Origin of the sequence: Brevundimonas sp. (assembly GCF_016742135.1) — a bacterium.
Classification (GTDB): domain Bacteria; phylum Pseudomonadota; class Alphaproteobacteria; order Caulobacterales; family Caulobacteraceae; genus Brevundimonas.
Window position 1 is genome coordinate 102,650 of sequence record NZ_JACVCG010000003.1, and the last position, 22,228, is coordinate 124,877.

At 65.9% G+C, this 22,228-nt stretch carries 21 protein-coding genes; 15 read left to right on the forward strand and 6 right to left on the reverse strand.

Annotated features, from left to right (window positions below; genetic code table 11):
• Positions 1-198 precede the first annotated feature (198 nt).
• From IBJ06_RS07310 to IBJ06_RS07320, 3 genes are read right to left on the reverse strand one after another with little or no spacing between them, the layout of a single operon-like run.
• Positions 199-798, reverse strand: a complete 600-nt coding sequence (locus IBJ06_RS07310) for a GNAT family protein (RefSeq protein WP_292158756.1) — start codon at positions 796-798, stop codon at positions 199-201.
• The gene (locus IBJ06_RS07315; RefSeq protein WP_292158758.1) at positions 795-1,715 is read right to left on the reverse strand and encodes a Gfo/Idh/MocA family oxidoreductase; all 921 of its coding nucleotides are present in this window, start codon (positions 1,713-1,715) and stop codon (positions 795-797) included. The genes IBJ06_RS07310 and IBJ06_RS07315 overlap by 4 nt, the downstream gene beginning before the upstream one ends.
• A 5-nt stretch (positions 1,716-1,720) precedes the next feature.
• Positions 1,721-2,881 (reverse strand): DegT/DnrJ/EryC1/StrS aminotransferase family protein, encoded by a 1,161-nt coding sequence (locus IBJ06_RS07320; protein ID WP_292158760.1) that lies wholly within the window; start codon positions 2,879-2,881, stop codon positions 1,721-1,723.
• A 187-nt stretch (positions 2,882-3,068) separates the two neighbouring features.
• Here IBJ06_RS07320 and IBJ06_RS07325 point away from each other — a divergent pair, with 187 nt between their 5' ends.
• Both IBJ06_RS07325 and IBJ06_RS07330 read left to right on the forward strand, forming a co-directional pair.
• Positions 3,069-3,596, forward strand: a complete 528-nt coding sequence (locus tag IBJ06_RS07325; RefSeq protein WP_292158762.1) for an HAD family hydrolase — start codon at positions 3,069-3,071, stop codon at positions 3,594-3,596.
• A 49-nt stretch (positions 3,597-3,645) separates the two neighbouring features.
• Positions 3,646-4,527 carry an alpha/beta hydrolase gene (locus tag IBJ06_RS07330; RefSeq protein ID WP_292158764.1) on the forward strand — a complete coding sequence of 294 codons (882 nt, stop codon included), beginning with the start codon at positions 3,646-3,648 and terminating at the stop codon, positions 4,525-4,527.
• Between the two features lie 12 nt (positions 4,528-4,539).
• On the opposite strand, the gene IBJ06_RS07335 is transcribed toward IBJ06_RS07330, so the two are convergent.
• Together IBJ06_RS07335 and IBJ06_RS07340 are read right to left on the reverse strand one after the other, a co-directional pair.
• Positions 4,540-4,764, reverse strand: a complete 225-nt coding sequence (locus IBJ06_RS07335) for an alkylphosphonate utilization protein (RefSeq protein WP_123288190.1) — start codon at positions 4,762-4,764, stop codon at positions 4,540-4,542.
• The gene (locus tag IBJ06_RS07340) at positions 4,761-6,842 is read right to left on the reverse strand and encodes an NAD(+) synthase (RefSeq protein ID WP_292158768.1); all 2,082 of its coding nucleotides are present in this window, start codon (positions 6,840-6,842) and stop codon (positions 4,761-4,763) included. Before IBJ06_RS07340 ends, IBJ06_RS07335 begins: the two co-directional genes overlap by 4 nt.
• A 137-nt stretch (positions 6,843-6,979) precedes the next feature.
• On the opposite strand from IBJ06_RS07340, the gene ftsY reads away from it, so the two are divergent.
• The 3 genes from ftsY (at position 6,980) to IBJ06_RS07355 (ending at position 9,325) form a co-directional block, all read left to right on the forward strand.
• Entirely contained in the window at positions 6,980-7,921 is a 942-nt protein-coding gene (gene ftsY, locus IBJ06_RS07345; RefSeq protein ID WP_292158770.1) for a signal recognition particle-docking protein FtsY, read from the forward strand.
• Positions 7,918-8,592: a septation protein IspZ gene (locus tag IBJ06_RS07350; RefSeq protein ID WP_292158772.1), complete on the forward strand. Its 675-nt coding sequence runs from the start codon at positions 7,918-7,920 to the stop codon at positions 8,590-8,592. The genes ftsY and IBJ06_RS07350 overlap by 4 nt, the downstream gene beginning before the upstream one ends.
• Before the next feature lie 106 nt (positions 8,593-8,698).
• The gene (locus IBJ06_RS07355; RefSeq protein WP_292158775.1) at positions 8,699-9,325 is read left to right on the forward strand and encodes a MarR family transcriptional regulator; all 627 of its coding nucleotides are present in this window, start codon (positions 8,699-8,701) and stop codon (positions 9,323-9,325) included.
• On the opposite strand, the gene IBJ06_RS07360 is transcribed toward IBJ06_RS07355, so the two are convergent.
• A complete protein-coding gene (locus tag IBJ06_RS07360; RefSeq protein ID WP_292158778.1) occupies positions 9,301-10,068 on the reverse strand; it encodes a TetR/AcrR family transcriptional regulator in 768 nt (255 codons plus the stop codon). The genes IBJ06_RS07355 and IBJ06_RS07360 overlap by 25 nt on opposite strands.
• A 211-nt stretch (positions 10,069-10,279) precedes the next feature.
• Here IBJ06_RS07360 and IBJ06_RS07365 point away from each other — a divergent pair, with 211 nt between their 5' ends.
• From IBJ06_RS07365 to IBJ06_RS07410, 10 genes are all read left to right on the forward strand, one after another.
• Entirely contained in the window at positions 10,280-12,481 is a 2,202-nt protein-coding gene (locus tag IBJ06_RS07365; RefSeq protein ID WP_292158779.1) for a TonB-dependent receptor, read from the forward strand.
• 127 nt (positions 12,482-12,608) lie between these two features.
• Positions 12,609-14,141: an MFS transporter gene (locus tag IBJ06_RS07370; protein ID WP_292158780.1), complete on the forward strand. Its 1,533-nt coding sequence runs from the start codon at positions 12,609-12,611 to the stop codon at positions 14,139-14,141.
• 95 nt (positions 14,142-14,236) lie between these two features.
• The gene (gene sucC, locus IBJ06_RS07375) at positions 14,237-15,427 is read left to right on the forward strand and encodes an ADP-forming succinate--CoA ligase subunit beta (RefSeq protein ID WP_292158782.1); all 1,191 of its coding nucleotides are present in this window, start codon (positions 14,237-14,239) and stop codon (positions 15,425-15,427) included.
• Positions 15,427-15,984, forward strand: coding sequence for a hypothetical protein (locus tag IBJ06_RS07380; protein WP_292158784.1), 558 nt, complete (start codon positions 15,427-15,429; stop codon positions 15,982-15,984). Before sucC ends, IBJ06_RS07380 begins: the two co-directional genes overlap by 1 nt.
• Before the next feature lie 55 nt (positions 15,985-16,039).
• Positions 16,040-16,303: a DUF6364 family protein gene (locus IBJ06_RS07385; RefSeq protein ID WP_292158786.1), complete on the forward strand. Its 264-nt coding sequence runs from the start codon at positions 16,040-16,042 to the stop codon at positions 16,301-16,303.
• A complete protein-coding gene (locus IBJ06_RS07390; protein ID WP_292158790.1) occupies positions 16,287-16,712 on the forward strand; it encodes a PIN domain-containing protein in 426 nt (141 codons plus the stop codon). Before IBJ06_RS07385 ends, IBJ06_RS07390 begins: the two co-directional genes overlap by 17 nt.
• A gap of 174 nt (positions 16,713-16,886) precedes the next feature.
• Positions 16,887-17,429: a hypothetical protein gene (locus IBJ06_RS07395; protein ID WP_292158792.1), complete on the forward strand. Its 543-nt coding sequence runs from the start codon at positions 16,887-16,889 to the stop codon at positions 17,427-17,429.
• A 30-nt stretch (positions 17,430-17,459) separates the two neighbouring features.
• Positions 17,460-18,062 (forward strand): hypothetical protein, encoded by a 603-nt coding sequence (locus tag IBJ06_RS07400; protein ID WP_292158794.1) that lies wholly within the window; start codon positions 17,460-17,462, stop codon positions 18,060-18,062.
• A 74-nt stretch (positions 18,063-18,136) separates the two neighbouring features.
• Complete coding sequence (gene sucD, locus IBJ06_RS07405; protein ID WP_292158796.1) at positions 18,137-19,039, forward strand: succinate--CoA ligase subunit alpha; 903 nt, start codon at positions 18,137-18,139, stop codon at positions 19,037-19,039.
• Positions 19,040-19,191: 152 nt separating this feature from the next.
• Entirely contained in the window at positions 19,192-22,218 is a 3,027-nt protein-coding gene (locus IBJ06_RS07410) for a 2-oxoglutarate dehydrogenase E1 component (protein WP_292158798.1), read from the forward strand.
• Positions 22,219-22,228: the final 10 nt, after the last annotated feature.

Below are 22,228 nucleotides of genomic sequence, written 5' to 3' on the forward strand. Positions count from 1 at the left end.
GAGGAGGCCCCACAGGAGTTCACCGACCTCGCTGCCTCCCCCAGCCAGTGCTCGCTCGCCTAAGACCACAAGTCCAAGGACCAAGCCTCCTGTAAGGGGGCCCACAGCAGCGAAGACCATCACGGTTCGGAACGCGGATCGCTTCATTCGACCATTATCAGCCACAATGCAGACGCGGTGCCAGACGACAGAACGCCGCTATTCCCCTGACGCCCGGACGAAGGCTGCCAGCCGCTCATCCAGCCTCGCCCTGACCGCCGGCCATTCCTCTGCGAGGATGGAAAAGACCACCGAACTGCGCACATGGCCTGTCCAGGTGATCATGTCGTGGCGCAGCACGCCTTCACGCGTCGCCCCCAGCTTCAGCATGGCGGCCTGGCTGCGCGCGTTCCGGTCATCGACCTTGAAGGACACGCGATTGGCACCACAGGAAAAGGCATGCTCGAGCAGCAGACGCTTGGCCGCCGGATTGACCGGACCGCCCCGGGCGGACGGACGGTAGTAGGTGGTGCCGATCTCGAGCGCCCGGTTGTTGCGCTGGATGTCGATATAACTGCTCATGCCGACAAGGGTGCCGTCCACCATGACCGCAAACGGAATGCGGGTGCCGGCCGACTGACCCGCGACGAGATCATCCCAGCCCGCGTCGAAATACTCGCCGCCATAGGACCGGTAGTAGAGAGTCGGCCAAAGGTCCGGGTCGGCATTGCAGGCAGCGCGCAGGGGCTCCCGATGATGATCCTCGAGGGGCTCCAGCCGGACGAACCGGTTCTCCAGAACCGCCGGCAGCAGGTTCATTCCCCCAGACACCTCAGGGCCACTTCCAGATTGCGCAGGCCGTCCTCGCCGGTGACCGCCGGGGTCTCGCCGGTGCGGATGGCGTGAACGAACGCCTCCAGCTCCTTCTTCAGCGGCTCATTGGGCCAGCTGTGGACGCCGCGGGTCGAATAGGTGCCGTCGGGCTGCTGGCCGAAATATTCGGTCACCTGACGCGTCATCAGGTCAGCGACCACGAATTTGGCCTTGGTGGCGACCTGCAGGGTGCGGGTCTTGTAGGGCGTGACCCAGTTGGTGGTGATGTGGGCGATGGTGCCGTTGGCCAGCCGGAACTGCAGCAGGGCCGTATCCTCGCGCTCGGCCTTGGTGCGAGCCAGCTGCGGCTGGACCTCGACGATCTCGCTGTCGGTCAGGTGGCGGATGATGTCGATGTCGTGCACGGCCAGATCGATGACCACCCCGACCTCGCCCATACGGGGCGGGAAGGGGCCGACGCGGGTGATCTGGATCGAGATGACGTCCTCATCGGCAATGGCGCGCTTGACCGCCTCGACCGCCGGATTGAAGCGTTCGACCTGACCGACCATCAGCACCCGGTCGTTTGCCCTGGCGGCATCGATCAGGCGCTGGGCATCCTCGAGGGTCGCCGCAATCGGCTTTTCGACCAGCACATGGACCCCGCGTTCCAGCAGGGCCACGCCCAGATCGGCATGGGTGCGGTTGGGCGTGGCGATCACGGCCGCGTCCAGACCGGCGTCAGCAAAGGCCTCGGCGGTCGTGACGGGCGAGGCGCCATAGGCCTCGGCCACGCCCTTCGCCACCAGCGCGTCGGGATCAAAGACGTGCGTCAGGTCGACATCGCGGATATCGGTCAGCACCCGGGCATGGTTGCGGCCCATGACGCCGGCGCCGGCCACGCCGATCTTCAGAACTTGCATCGGACTTATCCCTTGTAGCTGGCGACGGCGGCGATGATGCGGTCCTGGGTGGCCTCGTCCAGATCCGAATGCATCGGCAGGCTCAGCACCCGGTCCTTCAGCCGCTCGGTGACCGGCAGGCCCCCGGCCCCTTGCGGAAAGCGCCGATAGGCGGGCTGCATATGCATGGGCACCGGATAATAGACGGCGGTCGGTACGCCCTCGGCCTTCAGATGGTCGATCAGGCCCGCGCGGTCGTCGTGCTCGATCGTGTACTGGGCCCAGACGGAAACGCCGCCCTCGATCACATGCGGCACGGCCGCGACGTGGGGGGCGAGGTGCTCATTATAGCGGGCGGCGATGCGGTTGCGCCATTCGATCTCTTCCGGGAAGACCTTCAGTTTTTCGATCAGGATGGCGGCCTGAATGGTGTCGAGCCGCGAATTCATGCCGATCCGCATGGCGAGGTATTTGGGATCATGGTCGAAGGTCTGCCCCTGCATGTCTTTGGCCACGACCTTGCCGTGCACGCGCAGCGAATCCATCTCCTCGGCCAGATCGGCATCGTCGGTCAGCACCGCCCCGCCGTCGCCGTAGCAGCCCAGCGGCTTGGCCGGGAAGAAGCTGGTGGTGGTGATGTCGGCCCACTTCAGCGGATGGGCACCGTTCAGCGTACAACCGAACCCTTGGGCCGAGTCCGAGATCAGCTTCATGTCATGGCGGTCGCAGATGGCCCGGATCGCCGGATAGTCGGCGGGCTGGCCGAACAGGTCGACAGCGATGACCACGCGCGGTTTCAGCCTGCCCTCGGCCTTCACGGCCTCGATGGCGGCCTCGAGTTTGGCCGGATCCATATTGCAGGTGTGCGGGTCCACATCGACGAAGATCGGCGTGCAGCCCAGCCAGGGCACCACCTCGGCCGTGGCGGTGAAGGTAAAGCTGGGCACAAAGATCGCATCGCCGGTGCGCAGGCCCCAGGCCATCAGCGGCAGGATCAGGGCGTCGGTCCCGTTGGCGCAGCCCAGCGCGTGCTTCGCCTGACCAAAGGCGGCCAGATCGTCCTCGAACTGGCGGACCTGCGGGCCCATGACCCAGGCACCGCTTTCCACGGCGGCCATGACGGCGGCCTCGATCTTGCCGCCGAGGCGATGGCGCTGGGCCTGAAGGTCGATGAAGGCAATGCTCATGGGTCTCGGTCTTTCTGTGCGGCGGGTTTGCCCCGCGTCTGGTGGCGCGCCATAGCAAGCACGCGCCCTTCTGACCAAACGGGGGACGGTCACTTCGCGTTGCGACTTCTTACGATGCGCCCTAATCAGGGCGATCTCAATGTCCGTTCGCGGACACACAACCCCTGCGCCTGATCCGGGAGAAGACGTGATTTCAGTACCGGCGTCCGCCGGCCATTCGGCCGTGTTTCTGGATCGTGATGGCGTCCTGATCGATGATGTCGGCTATCCGCACCGCGAGGACCAGCTGGCCTTTGTGCCCGGCGCGGCCGAGGCCGTGCGGCGCCTGAACACCCTGGGCTATCTGGTGGTGATCGTGACCAACCAGTCGGGAGTCGCGCGGGGCATGTTCAGCCACGGCCAGATGGAAGCCTTCAACGATCTGATCGTCCGTCGGCTGGCCGCAAAGGGCGCGCGCATTGGGGCGGTCTATGCCTGCCCCTACCATGCCGAGGCCGTCGATCCGGCCTGGCACCACCCGGATCATCCGGACCGCAAGCCCAACCCGGGCATGATTCTGCGCGCCATCGCCGACCACGGCATTGATCCGAAGCGCGCCTTCATGATCGGCGACCGGCCCAGCGACATGGAGGCCGCACGGAGAGCGGGTATCCCCGGCTTTCTGTTCGACGGTGGAAATCTCGACGATTTCGTGCGTGACCTGCTGGCGATCTGAGGCATAAATTCTACATGGGGTGAAATACCCAGCCGTCGGAGCCCAGATCATGACTGAGACCCGGACCTATGCCGAGCGCCGCTTCACCTCCGAGGACGGGCTGGATCTGTATGCGCGCGACTATGCCGGGGCCGATGGGCAGGCGCGCCTGCCCGTCATCGCCATCCACGGCCTGACCCGCAACTCGGCGGACTTCCACGGTATTGCGACCCTGCTGGCCCAGGGCGGCCGTCGCGTACTCGCCGTCGATGTGCGCGGGCGGGGCCGCTCGGACCGGGCCCCCGATCCCATGACCTATCAGCCCGCCACCTATGCGAAGGATGTGCTGGCCCTGCTGGCCCAGACAGGTATCGAGCGGGCGGTGTTCCTCGGCACCTCCATGGGCGGGCTGATCACCATGGCGGTGGCGGCCCTGCGGTCCAGGGTGATCGCCGCCGCCATCCTGAACGACATCGGCCCCGAGGTGGACAAGGCGGGTCTGGCCCGCATCGCCGCCTACACTGGCCAGCCGGTCGAAACCCCGACGTGGGAGGCCGCCGCCGCCTATGTCGAAAAGACCAACGGCGTTGCCTTCCCCCACTACGGCCCCGACGACTGGGCCTCCTTCGCCCGGCGGGTGTTCCGCGAGGGGACGGAGGGCACGCCCGTGCTCGACTATGATCCCGACATCGCGGTGCCGATCCGGGCGGCAGGCGACAAGGCGCTGGTGCCCAATCTGTGGCCGATGTTCGGGCGACTGGCCCGGGGGCGGCCGACCCTGCTTGTGCGCGGTGAGACCTCGGACCTGCTCAGCGCCGGCATCGCCGCGAAGATGAGAAAGCGCGCCCCGAAGATGGACTATGTCGAGGTCCCCGGCATCGGCCACGCCCCCATGCTGGACGAGCCGGCCGCCCGGGCGGCGATCTTCGAATTCCTGTCGGACGTGCCCTGACCGGGCCGATCCTCAGGCCTTCTTGACGAACTCGGTGCGCAGCACCAGTCCCTTGACCTTGTCGACATTGGCCTCGATCTCGTCGGGGTCCCCGGTCAGCCGGATCTTGCGCACCATGGTGCCGCGCTTCAGCGTTACCCCGCCTGATCCCTTGACCTTCAGATCCTTGATCAGGGTGACGCTGTCGCCGTCGGCCAGCTCATTGCCGTTGGCATCGCGGGTCGGGGTATCGCTCATTTCGGGGCTTTCTCAACGGGGGCCTTGATCGGCACATTGGCGTCCAGTTCGTCCAGCCACACCCGGGCCGATACGTCCGACGGCGCGCGCCAGTCGCCCCGGGGGCTCAGCGAGCCCCCCGTCACCACCTTGGGCCCGTTCGGCAGGGCCGAGCGCTTGAACTGGCTGGTCTGGAAGAAGCGCACGAGGAATTTGCGCAGCCAGAAGACGATCGTTTCCAGATCATATTCGACCTTTTCAGCGTCCGGCGTCCCCGAGGGCCAGTGCCCGCTGCCGGCATCCTTCCATGCCTGCCAGGCCAGGAAGGCCACCTTGGACGGCGCCATGCCATAGCGGCTGAAGTGGAACAGGAAGAAGTCGTTCAGGGCATAGGGGCCGACCGTCGCCTCGGTCGACTGGATCTGTCCGTCCTTCGCCGGCACCAGTTCGGGCGAGATTTCGGTGTCAAGAATGGCCTTGAGCACCGGGGTGGCATCCGCTCCGACCAGTTCCCGGTCCGCGACCCATCGGATCAGGTGCCGGATCAGCGTCTTGGCCACGCCGGAATTGACGCCATAGTGGCTCATGTGATCGCCGACGCCATAGGTGGCCCAGCCCAGCGCCAGCTCCGACAGATCACCCGTGCCAATGACAAAGCCGTTGTGCTGATTGGCCAGGCGGAACAGATAATCCGTCCTGAGACCCGCCTGCACATTCTCATAGGTGATGTCGTGCACGGCCTCACCCTGTGCCGCCGGATGGCCGATGTCGGCCAGCATCCGCTCGGCCGCCGGGCTGATATCGATCTCCTCGCCCGTCACGCCAAGGGCCTTCATCAGCGCCCAGGCGTTCGATTTCGTCCCTTCCGAGGTGGCAAAGCCCGGCATGGTGTAGGCGCGGATGCCGGTGCGGGGCAGCTCCAGCCGGTCAAAGGCCCGGCAGGCGACCAGCAGGGCCTGGGTCGAATCCAGCCCCCCCGAGACGCCGATGACCACGGTCTTTGACCCGGTCGCCACCATCCGCTTCATCAGGCCCTGGACCTGGATATTGAACGCCTCATAGCAGTCGCGGTCCAGGCGCGCGGGATCGTCCGGCACAAACGGAAAGCGGTCGAGCGGGCGGATAAGGTCGTCCCGCCCTCGCGCGGGCCGGGCGTTAAAGCTCAAGGGGGTGAAATGCGTGGCAGCCGGCTCGCGCCTGGCGCAGTCGGCAAAAGTGCCATTGCGCAGGCGATCCTGTCCGATGCGGTCCACATCGACGTCGCAGATCGTCAGCCCTCCGCCCATTGCGAACCGTTCGCCCTCGGCCAGTTTCGCACCCAGCTCATGAACCGTGGCCTGACCGTCCCACGCCAGATCGGTGGTGCTTTCGCCCCAGCCGGAGGCGGCGAACACATAGGCGGCCATGGCCCGCGCCGACTGGCTGGCGCACAGCAGGGCCCGCTCATCGGCCTTGCCGATGACGATATTGGAGGCCGACAGATTCAGCAGGATGCGAGCCCCCGCCAGGGCCTGACGGGTCGAGGGGGGCAGCGGCGCCCAGAAGTCCTCGCAGATTTCCACGCCGAACACGAAGCCGTGGCGGTTGTCGGCCTCGAACAGCACATGGGTCCCGAAGGGCGCATACTCACCGCCGACCGCGACCATGGGATAGCTGGCTCCAATCTCATCGGCGGCGGCGAACCAACGCTTCTCATAGTACTCGCGATAGTTGGGCAGGTAGGTCTTCGGCACCACGCCACGCACCTTCGCGTTCGCCACCACCACGGCGCAGTTGTAGAGGCGATCGCCGTGCCGGATGGGCGCCCCGAACAAGGCGACGAGATGTGCCTCCCCGGCAGCCACGGCGATACGGCGAATCTGCCGCTCAACCTCATCCAGCAGCGCCCCCTGCATATGCAGGTCATCCAGCGCATAGCCACTCAAGCTCAGCTCGGGAAAGACGATCAGGTCGACGCCCTGTTCGGCCGCCTGTTCGATCAGGCGGATATGCTCATCGGCATTGGCCTTTGGGTCCGCAGGATGGACGACAGGGGTGGCCGCCGCCACGCGCACAAAGCCGTGGGTCGCCGGGCTGAAGAAGGGATGTGTCTGGGCCATCAATCCATCCGGGAGCGCGCCGAGGGAGCATCTGGGCGCCGACCGCCGCCTTGTCGCACATATGGGGTGCACTCCCCAAGATGCGGTTTCTTCGTGTCGCAGGTGACGCTGGCGCGCCCGCCCGCTAAAGCGGACCCATGAATGACGCACCGAAAAAAGGCTGGTTCCAGCGGCTGAGCGACGGACTGTCCCGCTCCTCGCGCCAGATGACCGAACAGGTGGTCTCCACCTTCGTCAAGGAGCCCCTCAGCGAGACGGCACTGGAACAGCTGGAAGAGCATCTGCTGGAAAGCGATCTGGGCCCGGCCGCGACCGACCGCATCGTCGAGCGGTTCCGCGCCCTGCGCTTCGGGGCCGGTGCCTCCGAGGTCGAGGTGAAGACCGCCTTGGCCGAGGCGGTGGCCGACGAGCTGCGCGCTCATGAGGCCCGCTATGAGCCGCTGAACGGCCCCCGCCCCTTCGTCACCCTGTTCGTCGGCGTCAATGGTTCGGGCAAGACGACGACATTGGGCAAGATCGCCGCCGATCTGACCGGTCAGGGCGCCAAGGTCATGATCGTGGCCTGCGACACCTTCCGCGCTGCGGCCCGCGAACAGCTGAAGGTCTGGGCCGAGCGGGCCGGTGCCACGTTTGAAAGCCGCCGCGACGGCGCCGACCCTGCCGGTCTGGCCTTCGACGCCGTGACCCGGGCCCGGGCCGAAGGTTATGATGTCGTCCTGATCGACACCGCCGGCCGTCTGCAGAACAAGTCGGCCCTGATGGACGAACTGCTCAAGATCGTGCGGGTCCTGAAAAAGGTCGATCCGGAGGCCCCGCATGAAACCCTGCTGGTGCTTGACGCCACCGTCGGCCGCAACGCCCTGGAACAGGAAAAGATCTTTGGCCGGACAGCCTATGTGTCGGGTCTGGTCATGACCAAGCTGGACGGCACGGCCCGAGGCGGTGTGCTGGTCCCCGTCGCCCAGGCATCGGACGCCCCCATCAAGCTGATCGGGGTGGGAGAGGGCATCGACGATCTGCAACCGTTTGACGCCGACGCCTTTGCCCGTTCGCTGGTCGGTCTGGAGGCCACATCATGAGTGAGCGCGCCGCTCCCCCCACCTGGGTCCGCCAGGCCGTCGATTTCGGGGCTCTCGCCGCCTTCGCGGGCGCCTTCATCCTCTATCGCGTGCGCGGGCTTCCCGGCGACGAGGCCCTGGTCCAGGCCACCTGGTTCCTTGTCGGCGGTGCGGCCATCGCCGTCGCCGTCGGCCTCGTGGTCGAGCGGCGCCTGGCGCTGATGCCCCTGATCGTGGGCGGATTCGCCCTGGTGTTCGGCCTGCTGACCCTGTTCACCCAGGATGATCTATGGGTGAAGCTCAAGGTCACCATCCTGAACCTCAGCCTTTCGATCCTGCTGCTGGGCGGACTGAAAATGGGCAAGCAGCCGCTCAAGGCCCTGCTGGGCAGCGTCATCCCCATCAATGATCGGGCATGGCGCATCCTGACCCTGCGCTACGGCCTGTTCTTCGCCGCGGTGGCCCTGGTCAATGAGGCTGTGCGCAGCGAGGCCCTGGTCGGCTGGGTGACCGATCAGCTGGGCTATGATGGCGTTGACCCGGCCGACGTCTGGGTCAGCTTCCGGGGGGTCCTGTGGATCGCCTCGTCCGTGTTCGGCCTCAGCAACATGCCCCTGATCTTTCGCAATCTTCAGTCCGAAGCCCCGGATGGCCCCGCCGCCCCGCCGCCCGGCCCCAATACCGCGCCCTGAACAGCCGGGGCGCGGACGGAAGAAATGTCGCGCAGCCGTCGCGAAAGCGTAAAGCGGCCCTGATAGCCCTGTCGGCATTGAGGCGCGTCAGGGGAGGCGATCGGTCATGGTGAAGTCCGGCAAGAAGGCGCGCGAGGCCGGCTCTCTCGCGGACTCGCCCAGCCACCTCATTCACCGGGCCCTGCAGCTCGCCCTCGATATCTATACACGTGAAGTGGGGACCGACGGCCTGACCCAACGCCAGTTTGCCGTGCTGGAGGCCGTGTCGCTGCGCGCCGGCCTGACGCAGACCGATCTGGTCAAGGCCACGGGCATCGACCGCTCGACCCTCGCCGATCTGGTGGCCCGCATGACGCAGCGCGGACTTCTGTCGCGCGAGCGGTCGTCTCTCGACGCGCGCGCCATGGCCGTGCGCCTGACGCCCGAGGGCGAGGCGGCTCTGGCCGAGGCCCGTCCCCGCGTCGTCGAGGCGGACCGTCAGATCATGGCTCTCCTGCCCAAGGGGCGGCGCGAGGCCTTCCTCGAAATCCTGGGCGAACTGGCCGGAGCGGCCGATGCCGCCCCCGAGGAAGCCATCGCTGCGGCGCGCGCCGAAAAGAAACGGCTCAAGGAACTGCGCAAGGCCGAGAAAGCCGCGCAGAAGGCCGAAAAGGCCGCGTTGAAAAAGTCGGGCAAGAAGTCCGGCAAGGCCAGGGGCAAGGATGCCGCTCAGGCGGAACCTGAGGCCGCCTGACCCTTCGGTCCGCTGACGGCCCGGAACCCGGCGGCCGCAAAGCGCACCATATAGTCACAGGCGCTGTCCAGATCCCCCGATTGGCACAGCCCGCCCGACAGGCGGTCCAGCCGGCCCGTCTCACCCAGGGTCAGGGTCAGGGCCCCGGACAGATTGTGCCATCCCCAGTACAGATCGGCGTCGCTGGCCTCCGGCAGGACGACGCGCAGCAGATCGATCAGCCGCCGGATCGACGGGTCGAAATAGCGGGCCATGGTCTCGCCGCCAAAGGTCGGGTTGGCGTTGGTCTGGGCGACCAGGGCCGAATAGTGCTTCCAGCCCGGCCCCCCCTTCAGCGACCACTGGAAGGGTGGCCTCAGAAAGGCCTCCAGCAGGCCCTCCAGCGTCATCCGGCCTTCGTTCTCGCGCGCGTAGCGGTTGATCGCCTCGACCCGCTCATTGTTCCAGACCTCGGCCCGGCGCAGGAAGACGGCGTCGAACAGATCGCGCTTGGCGCCGAAATAATAATGGACCAGGGCCGTATCGACGCCGGCCTCGCGGGCAACCTCGCGGATCGTCACCCCGTAAAAGCCGTGTTTGGAAAACAGGTCTTCGGCGGCATCCAGAATCGAGTCGCGCGTTTCACCGTTGCGGTTCCCCTGACTCTTGGACGGTCGGCCCCGCCGGGCGGTGGTCTCGATCCGGCCGGCGCGTTTGCCCTCGACGGGCAGGGCGGGGGCCAACGGCGCGGTGATCTTGCTCATGCCGACAAGGCTAGTCGCGCCACCTCCATCCGGCAATCACGCATCCGGCACGTCCTCCGGGGGTATGTATTCCTGCCACAGCCGAGCCTGAATTCCGCGCCCGGACAGGCTTGGCCGTTTGACAGATGGCCAAAAACGGGGTCAGTCTGCGGAAAATCATTGAACGCTGAATAAAAGCGTCTTGGGCTGGAAACAGAGATTGGGGTTTCAAATGAACAGACTCGTCAAAACCGTCCTTCTGGCGGGGGCCGCCTGGAGCGCGCTGTCCGCCACCGCCATTGCCCAGCAGGCACCGGCACAGGATCCGACCGTCACCGCGCTGGATGAAATCATCGTCACCGCCCGTCGCCGTGACGAGCAGCTGAAGGACGTGCCGGTCGCCGTGACCGCTCTGTCCGCGACCCGGCTCGAGGAAACCGGCGCGACCGACATCACCACCCTGCAGCAGCAGACGCCGAACGCGACCGTCCAGGTGGCCCGGGGCTCCAACTCGACCCTGATCTCCTTCATCCGCGGCGTCGGCCAGCAGGACCCGCTGTGGGGCTTTGAGCCCGGCGTCGGCCTCTATGTGGACGATGTCTACGTCGCCCGTCCGCAGGCGGCGGTGCTCGATATCTTCGACATCGAACGCATTGAGGTTCTTCGCGGTCCGCAAGGCTCGCTGTATGGCCGCAACACCGTCGGCGGTGCCATCAAATATGTGACCTCGCGCCTGTCGCAAAACGCCGAGGCCACCATCCGCGGCGCCTACGGCAGCTACAATCAGGTCGACCTGATCGCTTCGGGCAGCGTACCGCTGACCGACAGCTTCCGCGTCGGGGCGGCCTTCGCCAACCTGACCCGCGACGGCTACGGCTCCAACCTGAACACGGGCGCCGAACACTACGACAAGGACGTCACCGCCTTCCGCGTCAGTGCCGAGTTCACGCCGCGCGACGAGGTCTTCTTCCGCCTCGCCTATGATCGCACCCAGGATGACTCCAGCCCCCGTCACGGCCACCGCGAAGTGGCCGGCGTCGGACCGGGCGCAGGCGTGCCGGGCAGCGTCTATGACACCTATGCCGGGATCGGTGACGAGAACTCGGTCGAAAGCGAGGGCCTGTCCTTCACCGGCCAGGTTGACGTCAGCGAAAACTGGACCTTCAAGGCGATCGCGGCCTGGCGCGAGGGTCGTACCGACACGGTCATCGACTTCGACAACACCCCGGCGCCGACGCTGGACATCCCGGCCTACTATGCCGATGAACAGTTCACGGCCGAGTTCCAGTTCCAGTTCAACTATGACCGCATCCAGGGCGTGTTCGGCCTCTTCTATCTGGACGGCTCCGCGGAAGGCGCCTTTGACACCATCCTCGGCAATGCCGGGATCGTGATCGGCACGGGCGGCGTGGTCGATACGGAAAGCGTCGCCCTGTTCGCCGATGTGAACCTTGACCTGACCGAGCGCCTGCACCTGGGCCTCGGCATCCGCTGGACCGAGGACACCAAAACCGGCACCGTGTTCCGCGCCAACTATCTCGGTGCCACCCGGTCGCCTCTGCTGGGCGGAACACCGCGTGCGCCGCTGCTGCTGCGGACGGACTATACGAACAAGCGCACCTTCGACGACATCTCGCCGCGGATCGCCCTGTCGTACGACTTCTCCGACGCGATCACGGGTTATGCTTCCTGGTCCTCGGGCTTCAAGTCCGGCGGCTTCGACATGCGCGGCGACGCCGTCTTCACCCCGGACACGGTCAATGGCTACAACCCGGAAACGGTCGACAGCTATGAGATCGGCCTGAAGGGACGCGCGGGCCCGCTGTCGTTCAGCTCGTCGATCTTCTACAACGAGTACCAGGACCAGCAGGTCACCACCCAGGTTCCGGCCGTCGGCGGCATCGCCAGCTTCGTCGACAACGTCGGCCAGTCCACCCTGTACGGTGCCGAGTTCGAAGGCTCCCTGTTCCTGACGGACAGCCTGACGGCCAACTTCGCCATCGGTTATCTGAACAGCGAGTTCGACGAATTCCTGCGCTACAACCTGACCACCATGGCCTATGAGGACATCTCCGACCTGGTGGTGCTCCAGAACGCTCCGGAATGGACCGGCTATTTCGGTGTCACCTGGCGCAGTGATCTGGCGGGTGGCGAGCTGGTCGTGACCCCCTCGGTCAGCTATCGCGGCGACTTCAGCCAGTTCGAGTTCCCGAACCCGATCCTGGACCAGGACGCCTATGCCCTGGTCGACCTGTCGCTGATCTGGACCGCGCCCAGCGAGCGCTGGAGCGTCGGCCTGTTCGGCAAGAATCTGACCGACGAAGAATACCGCGTGGGGGGCTACAACTTCCCGGGCGCCCTCTTCAACGACTCGATCATCGGCTACTACGGGCCCCCACGGACCGTGACCGGATCGATCCAGGTCAAGTTCTGATCCCGACCTTGAACGTCTGACACCTGTCCGGGCGGCGGTTCCTTCGAGCCGCCGCCCTTTTTCTTTTGCATGCCGGACCGGGAACGCTACCGTCGCGCCCGGTACAGGAACCATCAGGGGAACCGCCATGACCGAAGCTGCCGCGACCGGCACCGAAAAGCCCGTCTCCCCGGGCTATCGCTTCTATGTTCTGGCGATCCTGATCTTCGTCTACATGCTGAACTTTCTGGACCGGCAGATCATCGGCATCCTGGCCGCGCCGCTGAAGGAAGAGTTCGGCCTGACCGACAGCCAGTTCGGCCTGCTGGGCGGCATCGCCTTCGCCTCGGTCTATTCCACCCTGGCCATCCCGCTCGCCTGGCTGGCGGACCGCTACAGCCGCGTCTGGATCATGACCGGTGCCCTGACGGTCTGGTCGGGCTTCACCGCCCTGTGCGGCGTCGCGACCTCCTACGGACAGCTCTTCCTTTACCGCATGGGGGTCGGCGTCGGTGAAGCGGGCGGCGTCGCCCCGGCCTATTCCCTCGTCGCGGACTATTTCCCGCCGCATCAGCGGGCAAGGGCCCTGGCCGGCTTTGCCTTCGGCATTCCGCTGGGCACGGCGGCGGGCACCCTCGTCGGGGGTCTTCTGGCGGCAGAGTACGGATGGCGGACGGCCTTCATCGTGGTCGGCCTGATCGGCGTACTGGTGGCTCCGGTCCTTCGGCTGACGGTCAGGGACCCCAAGCGGGGTGCCACGGACATTCCCCGTCCCGTCGAGCCGGCCGCGCCCGCCGATGCCGCCCCCGTGGCCTCGCATCCGCCCGCGGCCTCATCCGCTGTGGGCCGCACCGCCGCCCTCATCATGCTGGGCCTGGGCGCCGGTCTGCTGGTGCTGGCGGCCCTCGCCTATTCCGGTCTCCTTGCCCTCGGCAGCGCCATGGTTCTGGGCTTCGCCGGGCTGCTGGCGCTGGTCATTGGCATCTCCCTGATGATCGCCCGCGCGACCGCTTCGGTCGTGATCAAGAAGAAGAGCTTCTGGCTGCTGGCCCTGGGGGCGGCCTCCTCTTCTGTCTGCGGCTATGGCGTCGCCGGCTGGCTGCCCCTGTTCTTCATGCGCAGCTTTGACCTGACCCTGCGGGAGGTCAGCTGGTACTACTCTGGCATCGCCCTGATCGGCGGCATCCTGGGCATCTGGCTGGGCGGCATGATCGCCGACAAACTGGCCCATCGCGGCAAGGGCGCCTATCCGCTGGTCCCGGCCATCGCCTTTCTGATCTCGGCCCCCTGTTTCATCCTGGCGATGAACTCCGACTGGCTGATCGCCCAGATCTTCGCCGACGGCGGCACCCGGGCCCAGGCCCTGATCGTCGCCTTCCTGATCTTCATCATCCCGACCGGCCTGAACCTCGCTTGGCTGGGGCCGATCACCGCCTCCATCCAGAATCTGGTCGCCGCCCCAATGCGCTCGACGGCCTCGGCCCTGTTTCTGCTGATCAACAACCTGCTCGGCATCGCCGTAGGCTTCTATTACTTCGGCTGGATGAGCGATCTGCTGGCACCCCGGTTCGCTGAGGAGAGCCTGCGCTGGGCCATCTACACCGGCATGGGCTTCTATGTGCTGGCGGCGCTGCTGCTGATCGGCGCCTCGCGCACCCTCAAGCGCGACTGGATCGACTGATCCCTGACACCAGACCGGCTCCGCCTGTTGCGCGTGCGAACGGGCGGAGCCTATAAGCCTCGCAATCCTCCCCACCAGCGGACGCGACGGTTTCCATGAATATTCACGAGTATCAGGCCAAGCAGGTTCTGAAGGGCTTTGGCGCACCGGTCGCGGCGGGCGTGGCCATCACCTCGGCGGACGAGGCCGAGGCCGCCGCCCGGTCCCTGCCCGGCCCGCTCTATGTCGTGAAGTCCCAGATCCACGCCGGTGGACGCGGCAAGGGCAAGTTCAAGGAACTGGGCGCCGACGCCAAGGGCGGCGTGCGTCTGGCGAAATCGGTTGAGGAAGCCGTGGCCCATGCCCGCGAAATGCTGGGCAAAACCCTGGTCACCGCCCAGACAGGCGAGGCCGGCAAACAGGTCAACCGCCTCTATATCGAGGATGGTGCCGACATCGCCCGCGAGCTCTACTGCTCCCTGCTGGTGGATCGTCAGCACGGCCGCGTCGCCTTCGTCGTCTCGACCGAGGGCGGCATGGACATCGAAGCCGTCGCCCATGACACGCCCGAGAAGATCCAGACCATCGTCATCGATCCCGAGACCGGTGTCACCGACGCCGATGTCGCCACGCTGAACACGGCGCTGAAGCTGGACGGAGCGGCCGCCGAGGACGGCAAGACCCTGTTCCCGATCCTCTACAAGGCCTTCATCGACACCGACATGTCGATGCTGGAAATCAACCCGCTGATCGTCATGGAGAACGGTCGCCTGCGCGTGCTGGACGCCAAGGTCAGCTTTGACGGCAATGCCCTGTTCCGCCACCCGGACATCCTGGCCCTGCGCGACGAGACCGAGGAAGACCCCAAGGAGATCGAGGCCTCGAAATGGGACCTCGCCTATGTCGCCCTGGACGGCAACATCGGCTGCATGGTCAACGGTGCCGGTCTGGCCATGGCGACCATGGACATCATCAAGCTGTATGGGAAAGAGCCCGCCAACTTCTGTGACGTCGGCGGCGGCGCGTCGAAGGAAAAGGTGGCTGCGGCCTTCAAGATCATCACGGCCGACCCCCGCGTCGAGGGCATTCTGGTCAACATCTTCGGCGGCATCATGCGCTGTGACGTGATCGCCGAGGGCGTGGTCGCGGCCGTCAAGGAAGTAGGCCTCAAGGTGCCGCTGGTGGTGCGTCTGGAAGGCACCAATGTCGAGGAAGGCAAGCGGATCCTCAACGAATCCGGCCTCGCCATCACCGCCGCCGACGACCTCGACGACGCCGCCCAGAAGATCGTCAAGGCGGTGGGGTGATGCGACTGGCTTCTGCCTTCTGCGCGCTTCTCGCGCTTGGCGGATGCCAGCAGTCAGCAGTTCCGGCGTCTGACGCCCGCAACGCTGAATTGATCCAGCAGGACTTTATGCAGTTCTGCGAGGCTGGAGCCGCTGCCAAAGACTCGAGACAGATCGTCGCTGCACTGGAGGCGGCAGGATGGTACGAGTGGCCCAAGGACGAGGCTGGTGGCCATCGGGCGTTCTCCAACGACAATCAGATCAACCACGTCAGCCTTGAGCGGTGGGAGGAGGTTGTGGTTTGTCGGGTATCCAATCCGATGGGCAGCGAGGCTATGACCAACATGCTCACAGATTGGCTGGCGGGGCGGCCGGGTGTTCAGCGTCGCACTGAGGCGAGTCAAATGCCCCCCCTCTCTGGAGATTGTCGGTCGTTCGACATCAACGGAGAGGAGTACGCTGCTTGCTCGTTCGGGTATAACGAAGGGATATCGTCTGAACTCGCTCTTATCATTCCTGCTGGCTCCGCAGCCTTGGAGCCTCCCGGAGTGCCAGCGGCTTCGCCGAGAAAAGAGTGACGGCAGCCGCGCCCACAGATTGTGCGCTCCACATAACCCGTGTTACACATAACCCGTGACGCGCAACCTCACCCTCGCTATCGATGAAGACCTGCTCGACAAGGTGCGGGTGCTGGCCGCCATGAAGCGGACCAGCGTCAATGAGATGGTGCGCGGCTTCCTCCAGCGCGCAGTCGAGGAGGAGAGAGAGGCCGACGAGGCGCGCGAGGCCCTTCTCAGGCTCATCGACGAGTCCGAAGGACGCGGCGGCGAAGGCTGGCGCCCTCCCACGCGTGAAGAGACCTACAGCGGGGAACCTCGGTTTGATCGCGAATACTGAGGTCTTTCTCGACACCAACATTCTGCTCTACGCGGCCCTTGGCCGCGATCACGCGGGCCATCGGTGGGGCCGTGCGCGTGAAATCGTTCTGACGGAAGACTATTGCACCTCGGGTCAGGTGCTGGCCGAATTCTACAACAATGTCATCAGAAAGAGCGCGCAGCCGCTCACGCCGGAAAAGGCCCGGGAATGGGTCCGGGTGGTGGCCATGAAGCCGTGCCAGCCGATCACGACCGCCGTGGTTCTGGATGGGATCGCCCTCTCGCATCGTTACCAGATCAGCTACTGGGACGGCGCCATCATCGCCGCGGCCGAGCGGCTGGGCGCGCGCGTGATCTATTCCGAAGACCTGAACGATGGTCAGACCTATGGGACCGTCCGGGTCGAAAACCCGTTCCGGGACATCTGACCGGATGGCACGCGCGATCATTCCTGTTATCACCCCGACCAGGGTCCCGGCCCGGGGCTGGCCGACGGCCCCTTTGGATCTCTCCTGCGGAGCAATGCGCATGTCGCTTCTGTCGATCATGAAGCCTCTCGCTGCCGGTGTCGTGGCGCAGAAGCTCACCAAGGCGGTGGGGTGATGCTGGCCGCGCTCGCATGGGCGACGGTCATCGGTACCACGGCGCTGGCAGACACCGCGTCGCAGGACGCGCATGTCCTGCAGATCTTCCGGGAAGCCTGCGTCGAAACTGGGCTGGATCGTGGGGCTTTCGAGGAACTGGCGCGCGAGCGGCGCTGGCGGCGGGTGCGCGTTACGTCGAGTGGCGACCGAATGGGAGGATGGCACCTGATGTTCCGGGTCCGGGGCGGTCATGTCATGCTCGTCGGACTCCCTGAGTCCGATGCATCCGACCCCTCGGCAGGGTCGATGTGTTCGGTGTCCGTGGAGCGCGCGCCGCCCTCCCTCCAGCAGGAGGTTACCGCCCTCGCCGCCAGCCTCGGACTTGAAAGCGATCCGATGGGCGGGAATTTTCCGTCGGCCGCCGGTCCGGTCCGGACCTGGTCAAGACTCGGTGACTCCACCCTGACCTACGCCACGTCTCCTGACGGACGTGCAGTCATCTCTCTCTCCCGCCAGCGGATCATCAGCACCGTCACTTCTACTTCGCCCATCCAGCCCTGACACTCCTTTCTGTTTTCTCGGAGACTGCCTATGTCCCTCCTGTCGATCCTCAAGCCCCTCGCCGCGGCTACGGCCCTCGCCCTCGTCCCGGCCGTGGCCCAGGCTCAGGCGGCTGATCCCCTGCTGGCGACCTTCCAGTCGACCTGTGTCGAGACCGATGGTCAGGCGTCGGTCGCCATGGCCAAACTGGACGCGGCCGGTTGGAGCGTGCTGCCGCCCGAGATGCTGGGACCGGATGCCCCGTTCGATAATCTGCAGGCCAGGATGCTGTTCGGAAACGAGGGCATCAACATCGCCATGACCGGCGACATGAACGAGGGGCTGGGCACCCTGACCAATGGTGGCGACCTGTATCTTGCTGTGTGCGCCATTGGCGTGATGCCCGGCGACTATGCCGCCGTGGACGGTGCCGTCGCCCGCTGGCTGGACATGACGCCCAATGACGACATGAGCACGGGGGAGCTTCGCGGCTATCCCTACACCATCCAGGACGGCCGAAAGGTCGCCATCGCGCCGGACCTGGCCGAGGATGCCCTGCTTGAGTTGGCGGCCAATGACGACATGCGGATCGTCATGACCGGCGACTCCGAGGGCGTGATCATGATCATGTTCATGCGGCCCCAAACCCGCTGACCGCCCCCTGCTCGCCTTCGCGCCTTCCTCCCCCACCCCTGCACCGCCTCGCGGCGCTTGAATCCAGGTTCCCCATGTCCATTCTCGTCAACAAAGACACCCGCGTCCTCGTCCAGGGGCTGACCGGCAAGACCGGCACCTTCCACACCGAACAGGCGCTGCGCTATTTCGGCACGAAGATGGTCGGCGGCGTCCACCCGAAGAAGGGCGGCGAGACCTGGCACGGGTCGGAGGGCGAGAGCCTGCCGATCTTCGCCTCGGTGGCCGAGGGGCGCGAGCGGACCGGCGCCGACGCCTCGGTCATCTATGTGCCGCCGGCCGGGGCCGCAGACGCCATCATCGAGGCGATCGAGGCCGAGGTACCCTTCATCGTCTGCATCACCGAGGGTATTCCGGTCGCCGACATGGTGCGGGTCAAGGCGCGCCTCGACCGGTCGAACTCGCGTCTGCTGGGCCCCAACTGCCCCGGCATCCTGACCCCCGAGGAATGCAAGATCGGCATCATGCCGGGCTCTATCTTCCGCAAGGGCTCGGTCGGCATCGTCTCGCGCTCCGGCACCCTGACCTATGAGGCCGTATTCCAGACCTCGAACGAGGGTCTGGGCCAGACCACGGCGGTCGGCATCGGCGGCGATCCGGTCAAGGGCACCGAGTTCATCGACGTCCTCGAGATGTTCCTGGCGGACGATGCGACCGAATCGATCGTCATGATCGGCGAGATCGGCGGCGCGGCCGAGGAAGACGCGGCCCAGTTCCTGATCGACGAGGCGAAGAAGGGCCGCAAGAAGCCCATGGTCGGCTTCATCGCCGGTCGCACTGCGCCCAAGGGCCGCACCATGGGCCACGCCGGCGCCGTCGTCTCGGGCGGCAAGGGCGATGCGGAGTCCAAGATCGCGGCCATGGAGGCGGCCGGCATCACGGTTTCGCCGTCGCCGGCGCGCCTCGGCACCACCCTGGTCGAGGTCCTGAAGGGCTGAAGCGGGGCTGTTGCGGGAAATTTCTTGTCGCAGGACCAAATTTCCCGCCCTTTCGCCCCGTTTCGGTCATGACCCGCAGCCGAACCGTGCGTATATGACCCTGTCACCGACGGAGCGTGCCGCTCCGCGGCCAAGGGATTGCGACGAACACGATGGCGGATGATGCCGGTCGGCTGAACCAGGTCTTTGCCGAGACCAGCTTTCTCTACGGGGCGAATGCCGCCTTCATCGAGGACCTTCACGCGCGCTGGGCCGATGACCCGGCTTCGGTGTCGGCCGAGTGGCGGTCCTTCTTTGACCAGTTGCGCGACAGTGCCGCGACGGTAAAGGCCTCCGCCGAAGCCGGTGCATGGGGCCGCAAGGGCGCGGGCGAACCCACCGAGGACACCGGCGTGTTCGACGGTCGCTGGCCCGAAGCCAAACCGGCCGGCAAGCCGGGCAAGGCCGCACCGGCGGCGGCCCCTGCGCCCGCTTCCTCCCGGGCGACGACGCCCGAGGATGTGCGCGCCGCCGCCCATGACTCGATCCGCGCCCTGATGCTGATCCGGGCCTATCGCGTGCGCGGCCATCTGCAGGCGACGCTCGACCCGCTGGGCATGGAGCCGCCAGTCCGTAATCCCGAGCTGACGCCCGAATTCTATGGCTTCAGCGAGACCGACCTCGACAAGCCGATCTTCCTCGACGGCGTGCTGGGCCTTGAGACCGGCACCCTGCGCGAGGTTCTTGATATCCTCAGGCGCACCTACTGCGGCCATATCGGCATCCAGTACATGCACATCGCCGAGCCCGAGGAGAAGTCCTGGCTGCAGGCGCGCATCGAGGGCCCCGACAAGTTCGAGGAGAACGCCTTCACCCGCGAGGGCAAGCTGGCCATCCTCAACAAGCTGATCGAAGCCGAGACCTTCGAACGCTTCCTGCACAAGCGCTTCCCCGGCACCAAGCGCTTCGGCCTCGATGGCGGCGAGGCCATGGTCCCGGCGCTCGAGCAGGTCATCAAGCGCGGCGGCAATCTGGGCGTCGACGAGATCGTGCTGGGCATGGCCCACCGCGGGCGTCTGAACGTCCTGTCGGCGGTCATGGGCAAGCCCTATCGCGCGATCTTCCACGAGTTCCAGGGCGGTTCGTCCGTGCCGTCCGACATCGAGGGGTCGGGCGACGTCAAATACCACATGGGCGCCAGCTCGGACCGCTCGTTCGACGACAATACCGTCCACCTGTCGCTGACCGCCAACCCGTCCCACCTCGAGATCGTCAATCCGGTCGTTCTGGGCAAGGCGCGCGCCAAGCAGGCGTTCGACATCCGCGAGGCCAACGCCGGCAAGCCCGAAGCCGAATGGGCGCTGGACCGCACCAAGGTCATGCCCCTGCTGATCCACGGCGATGCGGCCTTCGCCGGCCAGGGCGTGGTGGCCGAATGTTTCGCCCTGATGGGGCTGAAGGGCTACCGCACCGGCGGCACGGTTCACTTCGTCGTCAACAACCAGATCGGCTTCACCACGGCGCCGCGCAACAGCCGCTCCTCGCCCTATCCGTCGGACGTGGCCCTGATGGTCCAGGCGCCGATCTTCCACGTGAACGGCGATGATCCCGAGGCGGTGGTCTTCGCTGCCAAGGTGGCCACCGAGTTCCGCCAGAAATTCCACAAGGACGTGGTGGTGGACATGTTCTGCTACCGCCGCTTCGGCCACAACGAAGGCGACGACCCGACCTTCACCCAGCCCCTGATGTATTCGAAGATCCGGGCCCAGAAATCGACCCGCGAACTCTATGCCGAGCGTCTGGTCGCCGAGGGGGTCATCACTGCCGAAGACGTCGAGGCCGAGATCACCCGTTTCGAGCAGTTCCTTGATGCCGAGTTCGAGGCCGGCAAGGACTTCAAGCCTGAAAAGGCCGACTGGCTGGATGGCCAGTGGCACGGCATCGGCAAGCCGGAGGGCGACGAGCTGCGCGGCGAGACTGCCGTCCCGAAGGATCGCCTCGTCGAGATCGGCACCCGCCTGACCACCGTCCCCAACAGCATCGACGTGCACAAGACCCTGCGCCGGGTGCTGGACGGCCGCCGCCAGATGATCGAGACCGGTCAGGACCTCGACTGGGCCACGGCCGAAAGTCTCGCCTTCGGCACCCTTCTGGACGAGGGCTTCCCCGTCCGCCTGTCGGGTCAGGATTCTGTCCGCGGCACCTTTAGCCAGCGCCACTCCGGCATCATTGATCAGACCACGGAAGAACGCTTCATCCCGCTCAATCACCTGCGCGAGGGCCAGGCCCATTTCGAGGTGATCGACTCGGCCCTGTCGGAAGAGGCGGTGCTGGGTTTTGAATACGGCTACGCCCTCAGCGATCCCAACACCCTGGTGATGTGGGAGGCCCAGTTCGGCGACTTCGTCAACGGCGCCCAGGTGGTCATCGACCAGTTCATCAGCTCGGGCGAGCGGAAATGGCTGCGCATGTGCGGCCTGACCATGCTGCTGCCGCACGGTTATGAAGGTCAGGGCCCGGAGCATTCCTCGGCCCGCCTCGAACGCTTCCTGCAGGCCTGCGCCGAGGACAATATGCAGGTCGCCAACTGCACCACCCCGGCCAACTATTTCCACATCCTGCGTCGCCAGATGCACCGCCCGTTCAGGAAGCCGCTGATCCTGATGACGCCCAAGTCGCTGCTGCGTCACAAGAAGGCGGTCTCCCCCCTGTCGGATCTGGCCGAGGGCAGCTCCTTCCACCGTGTGCTCCACGACGACGCCCAGACCCGTCCCGATGTGGCGGGCATGACGCTCAGGCCTGACGCCGACATCCGCCGCGTCATCCTGTGCTCGGGCAAGGTCTATTACGACCTGCTGGAAGCGCGCGAGGCCGCCTTCAAGGACGGCAAGCCGGTCGACGACATCTACATCCTGCGGCTGGAACAGTTCTATCCTTGGCCGATGAAGTCGCTGATGACCGAACTGGCCCGCTTCCCCGGGGCCGAACTGGTCTGGTGTCAGGAAGAGCCCAAGAACATGGGCGGCTGGACCTTTGTCGATCCGTGGCTTGAACTGACGCTCGAGCGTCTCGATGTGAAGGCGAAGCGCGCCCGTTACGTGGGTCGCCCCGCCTCGGCCTCGACGGCGGCCGGCCTGATGAGCCGCCACAAGGCCGAGCTCGACGCCTTCCTTGCCGACGCCCTCGCCACCCCGAACTGACCCCTGCTTA